Origin of the sequence: Mycobacterium sp. pV006, assembly GCF_041287115.1 — a bacterium.
In the GTDB taxonomy this organism is placed as follows: domain Bacteria; phylum Actinomycetota; class Actinomycetes; order Mycobacteriales; family Mycobacteriaceae; genus Mycobacterium.
Genome location: NZ_JBGGKT010000016.1, coordinates 52,662 through 69,835 on the forward strand (window position 1 = coordinate 52,662; position 17,174 = coordinate 69,835).

The 17,174-nt window shown below is 69.2% G+C and carries 16 protein-coding genes and 1 tRNA gene; 15 read left to right on the top strand and 2 right to left on the bottom strand.

Annotation, left to right across the window (positions count from 1 at the left end):
• Positions 1-1,218 carry a hypothetical protein gene (locus ACAG25_RS20910; RefSeq protein ID WP_370490393.1) on the top strand — a complete coding sequence of 406 codons (1,218 nt, stop codon included), beginning with the start codon at positions 1-3 and terminating at the stop codon, positions 1,216-1,218.
• On the opposite strand, the gene ACAG25_RS20915 is transcribed toward ACAG25_RS20910, so the two are convergent.
• Entirely contained in the window at positions 1,219-1,686 is a 468-nt protein-coding gene (locus ACAG25_RS20915; protein WP_370490394.1) for a hypothetical protein, read from the bottom strand.
• A 217-nt stretch (positions 1,687-1,903) separates the two neighbouring features.
• Here ACAG25_RS20915 and ACAG25_RS20920 point away from each other — a divergent pair, with 217 nt between their 5' ends.
• The 9 genes from ACAG25_RS20920 (at position 1,904) to ACAG25_RS20960 (ending at position 11,226) form a co-directional block, all read left to right on the top strand.
• Complete coding sequence (locus tag ACAG25_RS20920; RefSeq protein WP_370490395.1) at positions 1,904-3,667, top strand: bifunctional serine/threonine-protein kinase/transporter substrate-binding domain-containing protein; 1,764 nt, start codon at positions 1,904-1,906, stop codon at positions 3,665-3,667.
• A gap of 63 nt (positions 3,668-3,730) precedes the next feature.
• Positions 3,731-4,282 (top strand): CsbD family protein, encoded by a 552-nt coding sequence (locus ACAG25_RS20925; RefSeq protein WP_370490396.1) that lies wholly within the window; start codon positions 3,731-3,733, stop codon positions 4,280-4,282.
• Positions 4,283-4,303: 21 nt separating this feature from the next.
• On the top strand, positions 4,304-4,969 hold the full coding sequence (locus ACAG25_RS20930; RefSeq protein WP_370490397.1) for an IF2 family translation initiation factor: 666 nt from the start codon (positions 4,304-4,306) through the stop codon (positions 4,967-4,969).
• A complete protein-coding gene (locus ACAG25_RS20935) occupies positions 4,966-5,208 on the top strand; it encodes a DUF6480 family protein (RefSeq protein ID WP_370490398.1) in 243 nt (80 codons plus the stop codon). The genes ACAG25_RS20930 and ACAG25_RS20935 overlap by 4 nt, the downstream gene beginning before the upstream one ends.
• A 153-nt stretch (positions 5,209-5,361) precedes the next feature.
• On the top strand, positions 5,362-7,737 hold the full coding sequence (locus ACAG25_RS20940; RefSeq protein ID WP_370490399.1) for a CocE/NonD family hydrolase: 2,376 nt from the start codon (positions 5,362-5,364) through the stop codon (positions 7,735-7,737).
• Positions 7,738-8,019: 282 nt separating this feature from the next.
• On the top strand, positions 8,020-8,505 hold the full coding sequence (locus ACAG25_RS20945; protein WP_370490400.1) for a DUF5994 family protein: 486 nt from the start codon (positions 8,020-8,022) through the stop codon (positions 8,503-8,505).
• A 112-nt stretch (positions 8,506-8,617) separates the two neighbouring features.
• On the top strand, positions 8,618-8,821 hold the full coding sequence (locus ACAG25_RS20950) for a cold-shock protein (protein WP_370490401.1): 204 nt from the start codon (positions 8,618-8,620) through the stop codon (positions 8,819-8,821).
• A gap of 125 nt (positions 8,822-8,946) precedes the next feature.
• On the top strand, positions 8,947-10,068 hold the full coding sequence (locus ACAG25_RS20955; protein WP_370490402.1) for a glycosyltransferase: 1,122 nt from the start codon (positions 8,947-8,949) through the stop codon (positions 10,066-10,068).
• Positions 10,069-10,098: 30 nt separating this feature from the next.
• Positions 10,099-11,226 carry a fatty acid desaturase gene (locus tag ACAG25_RS20960; protein ID WP_370490403.1) on the top strand — a complete coding sequence of 376 codons (1,128 nt, stop codon included), beginning with the start codon at positions 10,099-10,101 and terminating at the stop codon, positions 11,224-11,226.
• Between the two features lie 106 nt (positions 11,227-11,332).
• On the opposite strand, the gene selD is transcribed toward ACAG25_RS20960, so the two are convergent.
• A complete protein-coding gene (gene selD, locus ACAG25_RS20965) occupies positions 11,333-12,325 on the bottom strand; it encodes a selenide, water dikinase SelD (RefSeq protein ID WP_370490404.1) in 993 nt (330 codons plus the stop codon).
• A 41-nt stretch (positions 12,326-12,366) separates the two neighbouring features.
• On the opposite strand from selD, the gene ACAG25_RS20970 reads away from it, so the two are divergent.
• From ACAG25_RS20970 to ACAG25_RS20990, 5 genes are all read left to right on the top strand, one after another.
• Positions 12,367-12,461 (top strand) — tRNA-Sec (locus tag ACAG25_RS20970).
• Complete coding sequence (gene selA / locus ACAG25_RS20975; RefSeq protein WP_370490405.1) at positions 12,461-13,738, top strand: L-seryl-tRNA(Sec) selenium transferase; 1,278 nt, start codon at positions 12,461-12,463, stop codon at positions 13,736-13,738. The genes ACAG25_RS20970 and selA overlap by 1 nt, the downstream gene beginning before the upstream one ends.
• Entirely contained in the window at positions 13,729-15,411 is a 1,683-nt protein-coding gene (selB, locus tag ACAG25_RS20980; RefSeq protein ID WP_370490406.1) for a selenocysteine-specific translation elongation factor, read from the top strand. Before selA ends, selB begins: the two co-directional genes overlap by 10 nt.
• 21 nt (positions 15,412-15,432) lie before the next feature.
• Positions 15,433-15,795, top strand: a complete 363-nt coding sequence (locus ACAG25_RS20985; RefSeq protein ID WP_370490407.1) for a PadR family transcriptional regulator — start codon at positions 15,433-15,435, stop codon at positions 15,793-15,795.
• A complete protein-coding gene (locus ACAG25_RS20990) occupies positions 15,795-17,144 on the top strand; it encodes a permease prefix domain 1-containing protein (protein WP_370490408.1) in 1,350 nt (449 codons plus the stop codon). The genes ACAG25_RS20985 and ACAG25_RS20990 overlap by 1 nt, the downstream gene beginning before the upstream one ends.
• Positions 17,145-17,174: the final 30 nt, after the last annotated feature.

A 17,174-nucleotide genomic window follows, 5' to 3' on the forward strand; every position in this document is an offset into this window, starting at 1 on the left:
ATGGACCTTGTACTCGGCTTGTCGATGACGTCGTCATCGTTGCGCTGGGTGCTCGTCGATGGCGCCGACGGCGACGGCGCCCCGCTCGATCGGGGTTCGGTCCCTGTCGACGCCGCCCAGTCATTCGATGCAGACGCCCTGGTGGAGGGCCTTTTCGCCCGTGCCCAGCCGCGCGGTGTCGACGCCATCGGACTCACCTGGACCACCGACGCCGAGGCGGTGACCAGCGCGGTGTGGCAGACACTGACCCGGCGCGGCGTCGAGAACGTGATCGCGGTGTCCGATGTGGAGGCCGCCGAGGCGCTGGCCCGGGGCATCGCCGATCTGGCCGGATGCGACCGGGTCGTGGTGTGTGTCGCCGAGCCCGGAGCTTCGGTGGTCGCGGCGGTCACCCCGGACGGTGTGACCGCCGATCGGGTCGACCCCGCGGCAGTCGTCGACGTCGAGGGTCTCGCGCCCGACACGGTGTTCGTGGTCGGTTCCGGTGATGCGGCGGCGGTGGCGTCGGTGCTGCGCGACCGGCTGGACGTGCCGGTCCTGTCGGCCGACGAGGCCGACTTGGCGCTGGCGCGTGGCGCTGCGCTGGCCTCGGCGTCCGCGGTGACGATCCTCGACGCCGACACGGCGCCCAAGCGCACGCTGTCGCCGACGGCCGGTCTGGTGGGAGTGCTGGCCGCCGCTGTGGTGACGTTCGTGGTGTCGCTGTCGGTGGCGCTGGGCATGAGCTTCACACCGGACTCCGGACAGCAACTCGCGCGATCGGTGGAACAACCGGCCCGGGAGGTCGCGCCGTCACCCGAGCCCTCCCCGGCACCCGAGCCGTCCCCGGCGCCCGAGCCCGCCGACGCTGCTCCCGAGGAGCCGGCCCCACCGGCGCCTCCGACGGCCGAGCCCGTCGCCGTCGAGCTGGCCGAACCGCCCGCGGCGCCACCCCCGCCGGCCGCACCGGCCCCGGTGTACGAGGAGCCCGCCGCCGCGCCCGCGCCGGTGAACCTGCCTCCCGCGCCGGCCTACGTGCCCCCGGCCCCGCCGCCGAACTACCTGCCGCCGGCGCCCGCGCCCGCGGTTGCGCCCCCGCCCTACGTCGCGCCACCACCGGCCTACGTCGCCCCGCCACCGGTGCCGGCGGCTCCGCAGCCGCGGCTGCGCGACCGGATCATCGAGCGCATCCCGATCATCAACCGGTTTCACGAGCCGCAGTACACCTACGGCCCCTGATCAGCGCGGCGTGAGCCTGATGGCCGCGATCTTCAGCCGGCCCACCGCCTCATCCCACTGCTCCCTGGTCGGGGCCTGCTCGGCGGGGAACTTCATGCCCATCATGCGCTGCGCCTTCTTCGGCCCATAGGCCCTGGTCAGACGGTCAACGACGTCGACGACCGCGGCGCGGTCGGTGATCAGGGTGCCGTGCATCGGCGACGTCGCGCCGCGGTAGGACACCTGTGCATCGGCGCCGTCGCGGAAGTTGTACTTCCACTGCGCTTCCAGCACCACGTACAGATCTCCGTCGAGGTGGTGCGCGCTGACCGGGACGGCGAACCCCCGGCCGGATTTGCGGCCGGTGAAACCGACCAGCATGAACTCGGTGATCCGACCACCCAGCGGGGTGCGCAGCACGCCCCGCAGAATCGGGTTGATCGTGCGCAGCACGATGGCCGGCGGATGGGACATCTCGATCGCTGACATGCGCCCACGGTAGCCGCTGGCGATTAGCTGTCCGGGCCGATCGGGGGCCTTCTCGCAGATGGTGTGCGGCGGACGCGCAGGACGGTCATTGGCCCGCAAGTGCACGTCGGTGGCGCCGGCATGGTAAGAAATGCAGGCACCGTAAGCCCGGCAGGCCCGGCGAACTGTGTTGTAGCTTTCATTCGACACCGATTGGCCGCAGCCGAGGAGAACACCGGTGAATGCGACACCATTCGGGCACTATCGGCTCGAGAAGCTGATCGGCCAGGGCGGAATGGGGGAGGTCTACCGGGCCTTCGACACCAGAACCGGCCGTGTCGTCGCGTTGAAGGTGCTGCCGCACCACATGGCCACCGACGAGACGTTCCAGGCGCGGTTCCGGCGCGAGTCGCAGGCCGCTGCCGGACTCAACGAGCCGCACGTCGTCCCGATCCACGGTTTCGGTGAGATCGACGGCCGGCTCTACCTGGACATGCGCCTGATCGAGGGACGCAACCTCGGGACGATGCTGCAGGACACGGAGAAGGCGCTGGGTGCGCCGTTCGCGGTGACGATCGTCGAGCAGGTCGCCAGCGCCCTGGACGCCGCGCACCGCACCGGTTTGATCCACCGCGACATCAAACCGTCGAACATCCTGATCACCGGGCAGGACTTCGCGTATCTGATCGACTTCGGGCTGGCCCGCACCGCCGGCGAACAGGGCCTGACGACCGCCGGGAGCACGCTGGGCACATTGGCCTACATGGCCCCGGAGCGGTTCGAGGGTGCAGAAGTCGACCACCGCAGCGACATCTACGCGCTGACGTGTGTCCTCTACGAGTGCCTGACCGGGTCGCGTCCGTATCCGGCGGACAGTCTCGAGCAGCAGATCGCCGGGCACATGGTCAACCCGGTGCCGCGCCCGTCCGACGTCGATCCCCGGCTGGCCGCGTTCGACGACGTGATCGCCAAGGGCATGGCGAAGAAGCCCGCCAAGCGGTACCAGTCGGCCGGCGAGCTGGCCGCGGCCGCCAGACGGGCGCTCAACGCGCCGGTGCGTCGCACCGGCGGCACCTCCCGCCACGCTGCGCGCACCGAACGCAGGGTGCCGAAGAGGACGCTGACCGCCGCGGCTGCCGTGGTGGTCGTGGTGGCCCTCGCGGCTTTCGGTATGTGGCAGTGGGCGCCGTGGACGGAGGGCCCCACGTCGTCGGCGGCGCTGCCCGACGGGGCCATCGAGGCCATCGCCGCGACGGTGCCGCCCGATATCCGGGACACCGGCCGCCTGGTGATCGGTGTGAACGTGCCGTACGCGCCGATGGAGTTCAAGAACGCCGACGGCCAGCTCGTCGGGTTCGACGTCGACTTGATGAACGCGGTGGCCCGCGTACTCGGGTTGGTCCCGGACTATCGGGACACCGCGTTCGAGAAGATCCTGCCGGCGGTGGTGGACCGCACGTTCGACGTGGGGATGTCCTCGGTCACCGACACCCGCGAGCGCGAGGAACTCGTCGACTTCGTGACCTACTTCCAGGCCGGGACCCAGTGGGCGCGCCGCCCCGGCCGATCACTCGGTCCGGCGTCGGCGTGCGGCCTGAAAGTCGGTGTGGCACAAGGGACCCTGCAGGAGACCGAAGAGCTCCCGACAAAAAGCGGCCAGTGCACGGCAGCGGGCATGGCACCCGTCGAGATGGTCGTATATCCCAGCCAGGACGAGGTGACCGCGGCGCTGATCGCCGGTGAGATCGACGCCATGTCAGCGGATTCCCCGGTCACCGGCTTCGCGATCAAACTCAGTCGCGGCGAATTGGTCCCTGCCGGTGACGTTTTCGACTCCGCACCCTATGGCTGGCCCGTGCGCAAAGGTTCGGAGCTGGCCGAGTCTCTGCTGCTGGCGCTGGAACACCTGATGGACAGCGGCGAATACCGCACCATCGCCACCATGTGGGGCGTCGAACGCGGCATGATCGACCGTCCGACGCTCAACGGCGCCCCGCGCTGAAGTCGTTTAGCAGCTTCCTCAGCGGGTAGAGATCGTGCTTGTGGCCGATCTAAGGAGAAGCAGATGACCAGCAATGACAAATCTGCCGAGACCCGCAAGAGCTTCGTCGAGTCGGTCAAAGGCAAGGCGAAGGAGTGGGCGGGCGCCGTCACCGGCAACGATTCGCTGACCGCCGAAGGTCAGTTGGAGCAGGAACAGGGCAAGGAACGCCGTGAGGCCAGTCGCGCGGCCGCTGAGGCCGACGCCGAGGCCGCTGCGGCTCGGGCCGAGGCCCGTGAGGCCGAATTGGAAGGCGCAGCAGAGCGCCGCCGCACGCAGATGCAGACCGCCGAAGCCAAAACCGAGGTCCGCGACCAGCAGATCGCCGACCGGCAGGCCGCGCAGGCGGCCGAACAACAGCAGGCGGCGCGCAAGCAGGCGCAGATCGAGGCCGAGGTGCAGCAGGAAGCGCAGCGCGCAAAAGCTGATGAGCGTGCCGAAATCCGCTCGGCCAGTGCCGAATACGGCGAAGCGGTGGACGACTACAACCAGACGGTCGGGGAAGCGGTGCACACCCAGGCCCAAGCAGACCGGCTACGTGCCCGCGCCGAGGGCATCGACGACACGTCCCGCTGACCGACGACACAGGAGTTGACGATGAAGATCACCGACCTACCGTTTGCGGTGCTGCGGATGCAGTACCGGTTGGCCCGGGTGCCGCTGGACCTGATCGAGCGAGGCCTGGTTTCCCGGCTGGACTCCGAGGCGCCGCCACGGCTGTATTTCGAGCGCGCCCTCGGAACCGTGGACGCGGCCGCCGGCAGTGCGCTGCGCGACCCCAAGCTCGTCGACAGCGGGGTCAGCCGGATCGAGAAGGCCGCGGTGCTCGGCGAAGCGGCCCGGCTCGACGAGCAGGCTGCGCAGCAGAAACAGCAGGCCGACAACAAACTCGCCGAGCGCCGCGAGCGTGCCGCGAACGCGCCCAAGGAAGCACGGCAGGAGGCGCAGGAACGCATCACCGACGCGCGTCAGACTGCTGAGCAGCGCAAGCAGGCCACGGCTCAGGAGACCGCCGTCCGTGCCGAGCAGGCCAAGAAGCAGGTCGACAACGCCGCCGAACAGAAGGTCGCCGCGGTCGAGAAGGCGCGCCGCAACGCCGAGAACCGCAGTCGGGCCGTGCAGGACGCGAAGGTCTCCGAGGCCCGGGAAGAACTCGGCGACGCGGCCGACAAGCAGCGCTCCGCGGTCAAGTCACAGCAGCGCGCCGAACGACTCGACGAACTGTCCGACGTCGAGAAAGAGAAGCGGCAGGCCGGCACATGACGGCCCTGCCTCCGGACCCCGACCCCCGCAACACCCCCGGCCAGGAACCTGCCGGGGGTGTTCCCCCTGGGGAGACCCCGCCCGACTCCGCTCAGACCAGCGCCACCGCCAACCCGGACCCGACCGCAGGCCGGAACCTCAACCCGCGCAACGTCATCGGCATCGCGGCGGTGGTGCTTTTCGTGGTGGTCTTCGCGGCGGTCGCCGTGGTCCTGATCGCGCAGATCGTCGGCGGCTAGCCAGACCTGCTCGGTCGTCGGCGGCTGCGGATCCTGCGCGTCATCCTGCGACACGGTGCGAATTCCGCACGTCCGCCGCGCGGCGATCTGACTCATCGGTAAGAAATGGCCGAATCGGCCCACCTCCTCCCTGCGGAGGAGTTTGATCGAGCCATGGGCGCAGGGGTGTACGTGGGTCGGGTCGGTGGGTTGGCGGTGGCTCTGGGGATCGGGGCAGCGCTGGTGGTCGGCGCGGGGACCGCGGTCGCCGACGACGACACATCGTCGCCGCGCTCAGCGAGCACCTCGTCGGCCTCCGACACCTCGGCACGGTCGGCCGATTCGAGCGACGGCGCCCAGCGCGCCACTCGCCGTGCCGAAACGCGGGAGCGCCGCGCCGAGAAGTCCGTCACCGCCGAGACCTCCCGGAAGTCGTCGCGGCTGCTCACGGAGACCGCCGACCCGGAACCGGTGCAGGACGAGACGGAACCGACCCCGGAGCCGGCGCCGACGCAGACACCGGCGAGCGAACCGGCGCAGACGCCCCCGAACCCGGTCGAGACGCCCCCCGTGGCGGCCGCCCCCGAGCCGGCACCCGAGACGACGCCTCAGACGCCGGAAACGGCACCTGACGAGACAGCCGACGAGCCGCCCGCCGCCGCAGAGACCGCGACGACCGTGACGACGGCGCTGGGCCGCAGCGCACCCCGGCGGGCCGTCGCGGACCCGGCCAATCCGGCGGTGCCCGGCGCCACGTCGATGGTGCTGTCGCTGGTGGCCGCCACCCGCGAGCTCACCGCCGAAACCGCCGACACGGCGCCGGCGCAGGCCACCTCCACGGCGGCGGCCGACGACCCGCCGTCCTATCCGATCCCGACCGATGTGAAGGTCACCGAGGTGAGGGCTCCGCTGGACTGGGTGCAGCGGGTACCGATCCTCGGCCCCCTGCTGGTCACCCCGGTGATCCGGCTGTTGCACGCGATCCCGCTGGTGGGGGATTTCCTGCACCCGTGGATCGGGTGGCCGGTCGATCACCGCGCCGCCCCCGACGCTCCGAAGCCGCGCACCGTACTCGTCGAATCGTTCGACGGCGCGAAGATCTACGTGCATTTCATGCCCGCCAAGGGGCTGGCGGCCGGGAAATCGGCGCCCACGGTGCTCAACGGTCCGGGGTTGGGTCTGCCCGGTGCGACGACCCTGGACCTGAAGGTCGACAGCTTCCTGCCCTACGACGTCATCGGCGTCGGCGCGCTCCGGCAGGCCGGCTACAACGTCGTCACCTGGGATCCGCGCGGGGAGTGGCGTTCGCAGGGCCGAATGCAGTTGCAGTCACCGGACTTCGAGGGCCGCGACATGTCGCACATCATCAGCTGGCTGGCCACCCTGCCCGAGGTTGCCAAGGACGGCGACGACCCGAAGATCGGCATGGTCGGCGCGTCCTACGGCGGCGGAATCCAGTTGGCGACCGCCGCGATCGACAAGCGGGTGGACGCGATCGTGCCGACGATCGCCTGGAACAGCTTGACCGATGTGCTGTTCCCGACGCAGTCGGTGCGCAGCGGCTGGGCCACACTGCTCACCTCGGTGCTGGTGCTGACACTGTCGCGCCCCCACGAGCGCATCCTGCCCGCCGCGATCGTGGGAATCCTGACCGGACGGGCCTCGCAGTCCGACATCGACCTGCTCAACGACCGTGGATACGCCGACCGCATCGACGAGATCACCGCCCCGACGCTGCTGGTGCACGGCACGGTGGACACCCTGTTCACCCTCGCCCAGGCCGACGCCAACGCCAAAGCCCTGATCGAGGCCGGCACCACCACCAAGGTGCTGTGGTACTGCGGTGGCCACGGCGCCTGCCTGAGCAGCTTCAACGACGGCAAGGTCGTGATGGACCGGACGCTGAACTGGCTGGACCGCTACGTCAAGGGCGCCGACGTCTCCACGGGTCCGCAGTTCGAGTGGGTGGATCAACGGGGCCGGTGGTTGTCTTCCGACACCTACCCGGTGGCGCCGGACACCACGCCGCTGGTCGCCGAACGCACCCGACCCAAGTTCCTGCCGATCGTGCCGTTCGTCGGCGGCTCGGGCCCCAACCCGCTGATCATCACCCGGGGACTGATCGCGACGATCCTCGGATTGCCTTCCGGCGCTTACGCTTTGAACGCCGCGAACCTGCGTATGCCGAAGGTCGCCGAGACCACCCACGTCCTCGGTGCTCCGTCGCTGACGTTGACCTACTCCGGTACCGGCTCGGCGCGCCACGTCTACGCCCAGATCATCGACAACCGCACCGGACTCGTGCTGGGCAACCACGTCACGCCGATCCCGGTGGAACTGGACGGACAGTCCCGGACGGTCACCGTGTCGCTGGAGCAGGTGGCCCACACGCTCAACCCCGGGCAGTCGGTGACGGTGCAGGTGATGACGTCGGCGTTCCCGTTCTGGAACCTGTATTCGTGGGGCGGGATCACCATCGAGGGTATGAGCGTGCGGATGCCGACCATCGAATCGGCAGCCGTGACCGCGGTGCCCGCGCTCGCAGCGTAGGCAGGTGTACTGTCGGATGTAGGCCGCGTCACTGCGCGGTCCGATCTCTCGGACCAGTCCCCACCGGCAATCGATGCGACCTGCGACGCGATTCTCTTCGCTCGGACCACGTACGGGGTCACTCCCGCACCGCTCAAGGACACTTTTTATGGATTCGTCTGAACTGTTCTCCCACCGTCAGGCGCCGCAGGTCATCCGCACCGATGACAGCTCTTCGGAGCCGGTGTCGATCCCCGTCTTCTCTGATCAGCCGCGCAAGCAATCTTCCGACGCCTCAGGCGCATGAACGGCCTCGCGCGGTCCCGCCGTGCGTCCAGACCGGTCCGAGCGACGCTGTCCAAGCAGCTCGGCGGCAGCATCGACGGTGCCTGGTGGCCGCACACGGCGCTGATCGCCGCGGAACTGCCCGACCTGATCGGCGCGCTGCATCCGTCGCTCGGTGAGATCGTCGACATCCGGATCAACTGGTCGGCCACCGAGGGACAACTCGACCTCGAGACGATCGTCACCGGGGCACGTCTGATGCGCAGCAACGACACGTCCCGCCGTCCCCGCCTGATGGCAGTCAAGGGTGCCGACGGCAGCGCGAAACTCCTTGTGGTGCCGAGCATGACGTCGCAGGCCCTCGGCTCGATCGTGATGCGCGTCGCCGCCGGGTTGCCCACCTCGGCGGGAACCGGTGATGCCAAGCTCTTCGACACCGCCCAGACGGTTCTGCGCCTGGCCGAAGCCGAAAGCGCGAAGTGGAAAGTTGCCTCGCCCGGCTGAACCCTTGTGTCGCAGAGCAATTGAAAACCGTGGTTCCCATCGGTGCGGGAGGCGTGTTAGGCTCGGCGAGGATGCCTGTCGGCATCTATTCACATGAGGAAGTTGAAAAAGTATGGCACAGGGAACTGTGAAGTGGTTCAACGGCGACAAGGGCTTCGGCTTCATCGCCCCCGATGGCGACGCAGGTGACGTTTTCGTTCACTACAGCGAGATCAACGGAAGCGGATACCGCTCACTCGAGGAGAACCAGCGCGTCGAGTTCGAGATCGAGCAGGGCAACAAGGGGCCGCAGGCCGTCCGAGTGACTGCCATCTAGGCAGACCAAGACCTCAGTGTGGGCTGGTGAGTCAATCTCACCAGCCCACACTTCTTTTCCGCCGAAATTGCATTCCACGCACTGGATTTCGCGATTTTCCCGCGGTGTATGCAACTTCGGAGAGGATGAAGAACCTGCGTCTCGTAATGCTCGGCGCCTTCGCGCCATCGGTGAGTGGCACGGCAAGGTTCGGTGACCGCCTGGCGCAAGCCCTGTCCGACCGCGGTGTCGAGGTCGACACCGTGCGCCTCGATGACGGAGCCGCCTCCCCGGACCCGCGGGTGGTCGGTGAGTTGGTCGCCGGATCGGCGGCATCGTTGAACACCTGCCTCGGCCTGCTCAACAGGGGCGATGTGGCCTTGATGCAGCACCAGGACGACTTGTACGGCGGTGTGCACGGGGAAGCGCTGCTGGAGATTCTGGGCGCGTTGCGGGTGCCCTCGGTGGTCGTGGTGCACACGGTGCCCAAGAACCCCGAGCCGCACAAGCGCTGGGTGTTGGAACGTATCGCAGCGACCGCGGATCGACTGGTGGTGCTGTCCAAGGCGGCGCGGGAGCGCCTGTGCCAGGACTACGCCGTCGAACGCGACCGGGTCCTGGCCATCCCGCACGGCGGGACCATCCCGACCAGCCCACGTCTGAAACGCGCCAGCAGGCCGGTGCTGCTGACCTGGGGTTCACTCGGCCCGGGCAAGGGTGTCGAGCGCGTCATCGACGCGATGGCATCGTTGGACAGCGTGCCGGGCCGACCCCGTTACCTGGTGGTGGGTCAGACCCACCCCAAGGTTGCCGCGGCGCAGGGCGAGGCGTACCGCGAGGCGCGCGCGGCGCAGGCCACCCGGTGCGGCGTGGCCGACTCGGTGGTCCTCGACGACCGCCGCTACGACCGTGCGACCCTGACCACGTTGATCCAGTCGGTCTCAGCGGTCGTGCTGCCCTACGACTCGCGTGACCAGGTGTCCTCGGCCATTCTCGTCGACGCCCTCGCTGCGGGCCGTCCCGTGGTGGCCACCGCCTTCCCGCACGCAGTCGAGTTGCTTTCCGGCGGCGCCGGGATCCTCGTCGACCATGACGATCCCGCGGCGATGGCGTCAGCACTGCGACGGGTGCTGACCCAACCGCGGTTGGCCGGCGCGATGGCCGCCGAAGCCCGAAAACTCGCGCCGACGCTGGCGTGGTCGACCGTCGCCGAGACCTATATAGGGCTCGCGGAGCGGGTACTCGCCGAGAGCCGGCCGCGTCAATGACCGTCCCCCGGATATCGACAGGAACTTCACTTGGCCATCACGGACACCGCTGCCTACGCCCATCTGACCGACGAGGACGTCGCGGCCCTGGGTTATGAGCTCGACGCGATCCGGCGTGAGGTCGAGGATTCGCTGGGGGCGCAGGACGCGGCCTACATCCGCCGGGTGATCGCGTTCCAGCGCGGTCTCGATGTCGCGGCCCGGCTGGTGCTCGCCGTGACCCGCTCGAGGACCGGTTGGCTGGTCGGCACGGCCGCGCTGGCGACAGCCAAGAGCATCGAGAACATGGAGATCGGCCACAACGTCAGCCACGGCCAATGGGATTGGATGAACGATCCCGAGATCCACTCCAGCACCTGGGAGTGGGACATGGTCGCGGTGTCGGCCCAGTGGCGCTACTCGCACAACTACCGCCACCACGTGTTCAACAACATCGTGGGTGTCGACGACGACCTCGGCTTCGGGGTGTTGCGGGTGACCCGTGACGAACGGTGGAAACCGGAGCACCTCATCCAGCCGCTGCGGAACGTGTTGCTCGCGGTGATCTTCGAGTGGGGTATCGCCCTGCACGGGGTGCACTCCGAGCGGGATCGATCCGAGGGTGACCGGGCGCGGATCACCCGCGAACGCAAAACGTTTGGCGCCAAGATCTTCCGGCAGGTCCTCAAGGACTACGTGGTGCTGCCCGCGCTGGGTGGGCGACGGTGGCGACGGGTCTTGGCCGGCAACGCCGCGGCCAACCTGCTGCGCAACCTGTGGGCCTACGTGGTGATCTTCTGCGGTCATTTCCCCGATGGTGCCGAGAAGTTCACCTCCGAGGTGTTGCGCGACGAGTCCCGGGGCCAGTGGTATCTGCGCCAGATCCTGGGCACCGCCAACTTCCGCGCCGGTCGCACGCTGGCCTTCCTCAGCGGCAACCTGTGCTACCAGATCGAGCACCACTGCTTCCCCGATCTGCCGAGCAACCGCTACGCGCAGATCGCCGAACCCGTCCGCGCGGTCTGCGAGAAATACGACGTGCCCTACACCACGGGATCGCTGCCCAAGCAGTACTTGTTGACCCTGCGGACCATCTTCAAGCTCGCCCTGCCGGACCGGTTCCTGACCGCCACCAGCGACGACGCCCCGGAGACCGCGTCGGAGAAGAAGCTCCGTTAACCCGCCGAAATTGCATTCCACGCGCGTCAAGTCGCGAAATTCGCGCGCTGGATGCAATCTCGGCGAGGGGCTGGCGCTCGGCGCGGGGCTGGCACACGGCGAGGGGCTAGCGCACGACGATCGTGTGCTCACCCCGCGGCACCAGCTCACCGATCACCGGGGCGCCGGGGATCTCGCCGGCGATCAGCAGCCCACCGGAGGTCTGGGCGTCGGCCAGCAGCAATGCCTCGTCCTCGCTGATCGCCGAGATATCGATGTGCGGCGCCACCCACTCCAGGTTGCGCCGGGTACCGCCGCTGACGAAGCCGTCGCGCAACGCCTCCCGCGCCCCGTCGATGTATGGCACGGAGGCCGCGTCGACGACGGCGGTGACGCCGCTGGCGCGCGCCAGCTTGTGCAGATGTCCCAGCAGCCCGAATCCGGTGACGTCGGTGGCGCACTCGACGCCGGCCGCCAGCGCCGCGGCGGACGCGTCGGCGTTCAGCGTCGTCATCACCTCGATGGCGTGCTCGAAGCGTTCGCCGGTGTTCTTGTGGCGGCTGTTGAGCACCCCGATGCCCAGCGGCTTTGTCAGCGACAGCGGTATGCCGGGCTTGCCGGCGTCGTTGCGCAACAAGCGATTCGGGTCGGCGATGCCGGTGACCGCGAGCCCGTACTTGGGTTCGGGATCGTCGACGCTGTGTCCACCGGCCAGGTGGCAGCCGGCCTTGCCGCAGACGTCGAGTCCGCCGCGCAGCGTCTCGGCGGCCAACTCGAAAGGCAGTACATCGCGCGGCCAGCCCAGCAGGTTGACGGCCACGACGGGTCGCCCGCCCATCGCGTAGACGTCGGACAGCGCGTTGGCCGCGGCGATGCGGCCCCAGTCGTAGGGATCGTCGACGACGGGGGTGAAGAAGTCCGTCGTCGCGATCAGCGCGGTGTCGCCGGCGATCCGCACTGCCGCGGCGTCGTCGCCGTCATCCAGACCGACCAGCAGCTCGCCGATCGGGTTCACCACCTGCGCCGCCGTCAGGCCCCGCACCACGTCCTCGAGCTCACCGGGCGGGATCTTGCAGGCGCAGCCGCCGCCGTGGGCGTACTGGGTCAGACGCTCGTCCATGCGACCCATGCTGCCCTGCCATGATGGGAGTCATGGCTCAGGGAGGCGTTTTCGGTCTGGTGACCGGCGCGATCTTCAAAATCGTCGAGCGGCAGTCGCTGTCGCTGGCGGGTTCGATTCCCGTCCGCCTCCGCCATGGATGACCCGCGCCGGCGGGTCCCGCGCACCGACGCGCTGCTCGCCGAGCCCCGCCTGGCCGAGGCGCAGCGCGTGCTGGGGCGTGAACTGGTCAAGGCCGCGATCACCGACGCACAGAACCGGGCCCGCCGCGGCGAGATCAGCCCGGAGCAGGTCGCCGACGCAGCCGTGGCCGCGTTGCCGTCGGGTGCGTCGAGCCTGCGGCCGGTGATCAACGCGACGGGCGTGGTCGTGCACACCAACCTCGGCCGCGCACCGCTGTCGCAGGCGGCCGTCGACGCGATTGTGACCGCCAGCGGCGCCACCGACGTCGAGTTCGATCTCGCCACCGGCCGGCGGGCCCGGCGCGGCCGGGGTGCATTGGCCGCATTGGCCGCGGCGGTCCCCACCGCGGGCGGTGTGCACGTCGTCAACAACAACGCCGCCGCGCTGCTGCTGACGGCGATGACGGTGGCGCCGGGCAAGGAGATGATCGTCAGCCGCGGCGAGCTCATCGAGATCGGCGACGGCTTCCGGCTGCCCGCCCTGATGGAGTCCACCGGCTCCCGCATTCGCGAGGTCGGGACCACCAACCGCACCCACCTGCAGGACTACGCCGACGCGATCGGCCCCGACACCGGGTTCATCCTCAAGGTGCACCCGTCGAACTACGCGGTCAGCGGCTTCACTTCCGCAGTGCCGGTGGCCGAGCTGGCCGGGTTGGATGCGCCGCTGGTCGTGGACATCGGCTCCGGTCTGCTGCGCCCGCACCCACTGCTGCCCGACGAACCCGACGCCACCACCGTGCTGCGGGACGGCGCCGATCTGGTCACCGCCAGCGGCGACAAGCTGCTCGGCGGCCCGCAGGCCGGTCTGCTGTTCGGGACGGCCGAGCTGATCGAACGCCTGCGCCGCCACCCGGCCGCCCGCGCGCTGCGGGTGGACAAGCTGACGCTGGCCGCGCTGGAGGCCACGCTGACCGGACCACCGTCGCCGGTTGCGCAGGCGCTGAGTGCCGACGTCGCGGTGTTGCGGGCGCGCGCCGAACGGCTGGCGGCGCAACTGCCCGACGCCGAAGCGGTGGACTGTCACGCCGCCGTCGGGGGAGGCGGCGCACCCGGTGTCGAATTGCCCAGCGCCGCAGTAAGTCTCCCGGAGCGCTACGCAGCGACGCTACGGACCGGTGCGACCCCGGTCGTGGGACGCCTGGAGGACGGCCGCTGCCTGCTCGATCTGCGGACCGTGGCACCGGACGACGACGACGCGCTGGTCGAGGCGATCCGGGCATGCATGTAGTCGCCACGGCCGGACACGTCGACCACGGCAAGTCCACACTGGTGCAACGGCTCACCGGCATGTGGCCCGACCGGCTGGCCGAGGAGCAACGCCGCGGGCTGACCATCGACTTGGGCTTCGCGTGGACCACCATCGATGGGCGGACGATCGCGTTCGTCGATGTGCCGGGCCACGAGCGCTTCGTCGGCAACATGCTCGCCGGTGTCGGCCCGGTCGCGGCGGTGATGTTCGTCGTCGCCGCCGACGAAGGCTGGATGCCGCAGTCCGAGGAGCACTTCGAGGCGCTGCAAGCCCTGGGTGTGGCGCACACGCTGGTGGTGATCACCAAGGCCGATGTGGCCGACCCGCAGGATGCGGTAGCGCAAGTGCGCGAACGGTTTCCGGATGCGCCCGTGGTGGTGGCCACCGATATCGAACGGGTGCGCGCCGAGCTGGTCGCGTTGGTCGACGGTCTGCCCGTCCCGGACCGGGACGCCGACGTCCGGCTGTGGGTGGACCGGTCGTTCACCGTGCGCGGCGCTGGCACCGTGGTGACGGGAACCCTTGCCGCAGGCACGATCCGGGTCGGCGACGAACTCGAATGCGGCGGTCGGCGCGTCACGGTCCGCGCCCTGCAGTCGTTGGGACAGGACCGCGCCGAGGTCGCCGCCGTCGCGCGCGTCGCGGTAAACGTGCGCGGCGCCGACCGTCGCGACATCGCTCGCGGTGACGCGCTGCGCACCCCGGACGCGTGGCTCGACACCTCCGAGGTCGACGTGGCGTTGCGCGCGAAAGATCTGCTGCCCCGCCAGGTGACGCTGCACATCGGTGCCGCCGCGGTGCCGGTGCAGGTGCGCCCCCTCGGCGCGGCCGCGGCGCGACTGCGGTTGTCGCGTCCGCTACCGCTACGAATCGGCGACGCCGGGGTGCTGCGCGACCCGGGCGGGCAGCGCACCGCCGTCGGATTCGAGGTGCTCGACGTGCGTCCGGCACCGCTGCGGCGACGCGGCGACGCCCGGCTCCGAGCGGCCGAGCTGGCGACGGGCCGTGTGACGCCGCCGGTGTGTGCCCGCGCAGACGAGCTGCGCGCCATTGGTTTTCGTGTCGAGGGCCGGCGGATCGGGGAGTGGGTGGTCGACCCCCGCTGGTGGGCGCAGCAACGGGCCGCGGCAGTGGACGCGGTGGACCGGTGGGCCGCCGACCATGACATCGCGGCAGGGATGCCGCTGGAAGCGCTGCGGCAGACGCTGACTTTACCGGCCATCGAGTTGGTCGCACCGGCGCTCGACGGTTCCGGATTACAGGTGGTCGACGGCCGGGTGCGACGTCCCGGTGCAGGTCTGCCCGAGCGCGTCGAGAAGGCGCTACGCGTCCTGGAGGAACGATGGTCCGGCGGACCGTTCAGCGCACCGGATGCCGACGCCCTGGTGGAAATGGAGTTGGGCACAAGAGAACTGGCGGCCGCGGTGCGCGCCGGCCGACTGACCCGGATCGCCGACGGTGTGGTCCTGGGACCCGATGCGATCGAACGCGCCGCGGCAGTCCTGCAGACCCTGGCCCAGCCGTTCACCGTCGCAGAAGCCAAGCGTGCCTTGGGCACCACACGCCGGGTCGCGGTGCCGCTGTTGGAACTGCTCGACAAGCAACGCCTCACCCGCCGGGCATCTGACGGAACGCGCACCATCAATACCTAGTAGTGCTAGGGTAGCGCTGCTATGTATATCGACAAGGATCTCGTGGCGGCTTCGGCGACTCCGCTCGTGCTGGGCATTCTCGCCGAGGGTGAGTCGTACGGCTACGCGATTCTCCAGCGGGTGAATGACCTGTCGGGCGGGCAAATCCAGTGGAGCGACGGCATGCTGTACCCGTTGTTGCATCGCCTGGAGAGGTTGGGGTACGTCACGTCGTCGTGGGGCCGCTCCGACAGCGGGCGTCGACGCAAGCACTACGCGATCACCGACGCGGGTCGCGAGATGCTGGCCGAACGCCGAACGCAGTGGGAGGCGATGGCCGACATGCTGAACCAGGTGTGGCGCAACGTGCAGGTGCCCGGATCCTCTGTGCAGGGATGGGCGTGATGACCGGCGACCCGGTGGTGGAATCGCAGATCGGTCACTGGCGCGGCTATGTCGAACGACACGCGGCGATCTCCACCTCTGACGTCGACGAGATGGAAGATCATCTCCGTAACCAGATTTCGGATTTGTCGACGGTGGGGCTTGCCGCCGACGAAGCGTTTCTCGTGGCGGTCAAACGGATGGGTGACGTCGACAGCATCTCGCGGGAATTCGCGCGTGAGCATTCCGAGCGGTTGTGGAAACAACTGGTGCTGCTGCCTGCCGACGGTAACGGGAGCACGACGCGATCCCGCCGTGAACTGTTCGTCGTGATCGGCCTGGCCGTCGCTTCGGCCGTGGCCACCAAGATCGGGTCCACGGTCATGGGCGGCGGGTACGGATTTGGCCGCTACGCCGCACTTTTCGTGTTGCCGTTCCTGGTCGCGTACTTCTGCTGGAAGCGACGGGTGCCGGGTCGGACCGTCGCGGTGCTGGGTGCGGCGTTCGCCGTAGCGGCCGTTGTGCTGTCGGTGTATCCGTTCGAGGTCGGCGGCGTCACCGAAGTGATCGCGACCATCCACATCCCGATCGCGTTGTGGTTCGCCGTTGGTGTCGCCTATACCGGCGGCCAGTGGCGTGACAGCCGGCGTCGAATGGATTTCATCCGGTTCACCGGAGAGTGGGTGGTGTACCTGACCCTGCTCGGCCTGGGTGGCGGCGTCCTGACCGCGCTGACCGTCGGCGCGTTCGAGGCGCTGGGCAGTGACATCGAGCGGGTGGTGGAGAACTGGGTCGTGGCTTTCGCGGCGCCGACGGGTGTACTGGTCGCGGCGTGGCTGGTCGAGGCGAAGCAGAGCGTGGTGGAGAACATCGCTCCGGTGCTGACCCGGGTGTTCACGCCGCTGACGACGCTGATGCTGGTGGCGTTGCTGGGCGCGTTCGCGGCGTCGGGCAGCGTCGTGGATGTCGACCGCACCTTGCTGATCCTGATGGACGTCATCCTCGTGCTCGTCCTCGGACTGCTCCTCTACGCGATCTCGGCCCGCGACCCACAGCTGCGGCCGGACTTCTTCGACCGGCTGCAGCTGCTGCTCGTCCTCAGCGCGTTGGCCGTCGACGTCCTGATGCTCGTCGCCATGCTGACTCGCATCGCGGAGTTCGGTTCGAGTGCCAACAAGGTCACCGCCCTCGGCCTCAATCTGGTGCTGCTGGTCAACCTCACATGGTCGGCGTATCTGCTGGCGGGCTTTCTGCGTGGCCGTCGCGACTTCGCCGCGATGGAGCGATGGCAGACCCGGTATCTGCCGGTGTTCGGGATGTGGGCAGCCCTGGTGGCCGTCGTCATCCCGCCGATGTTCGGCTTCGTCTAGAACACTCAAGTGGTTTGATTGGTGGCGACT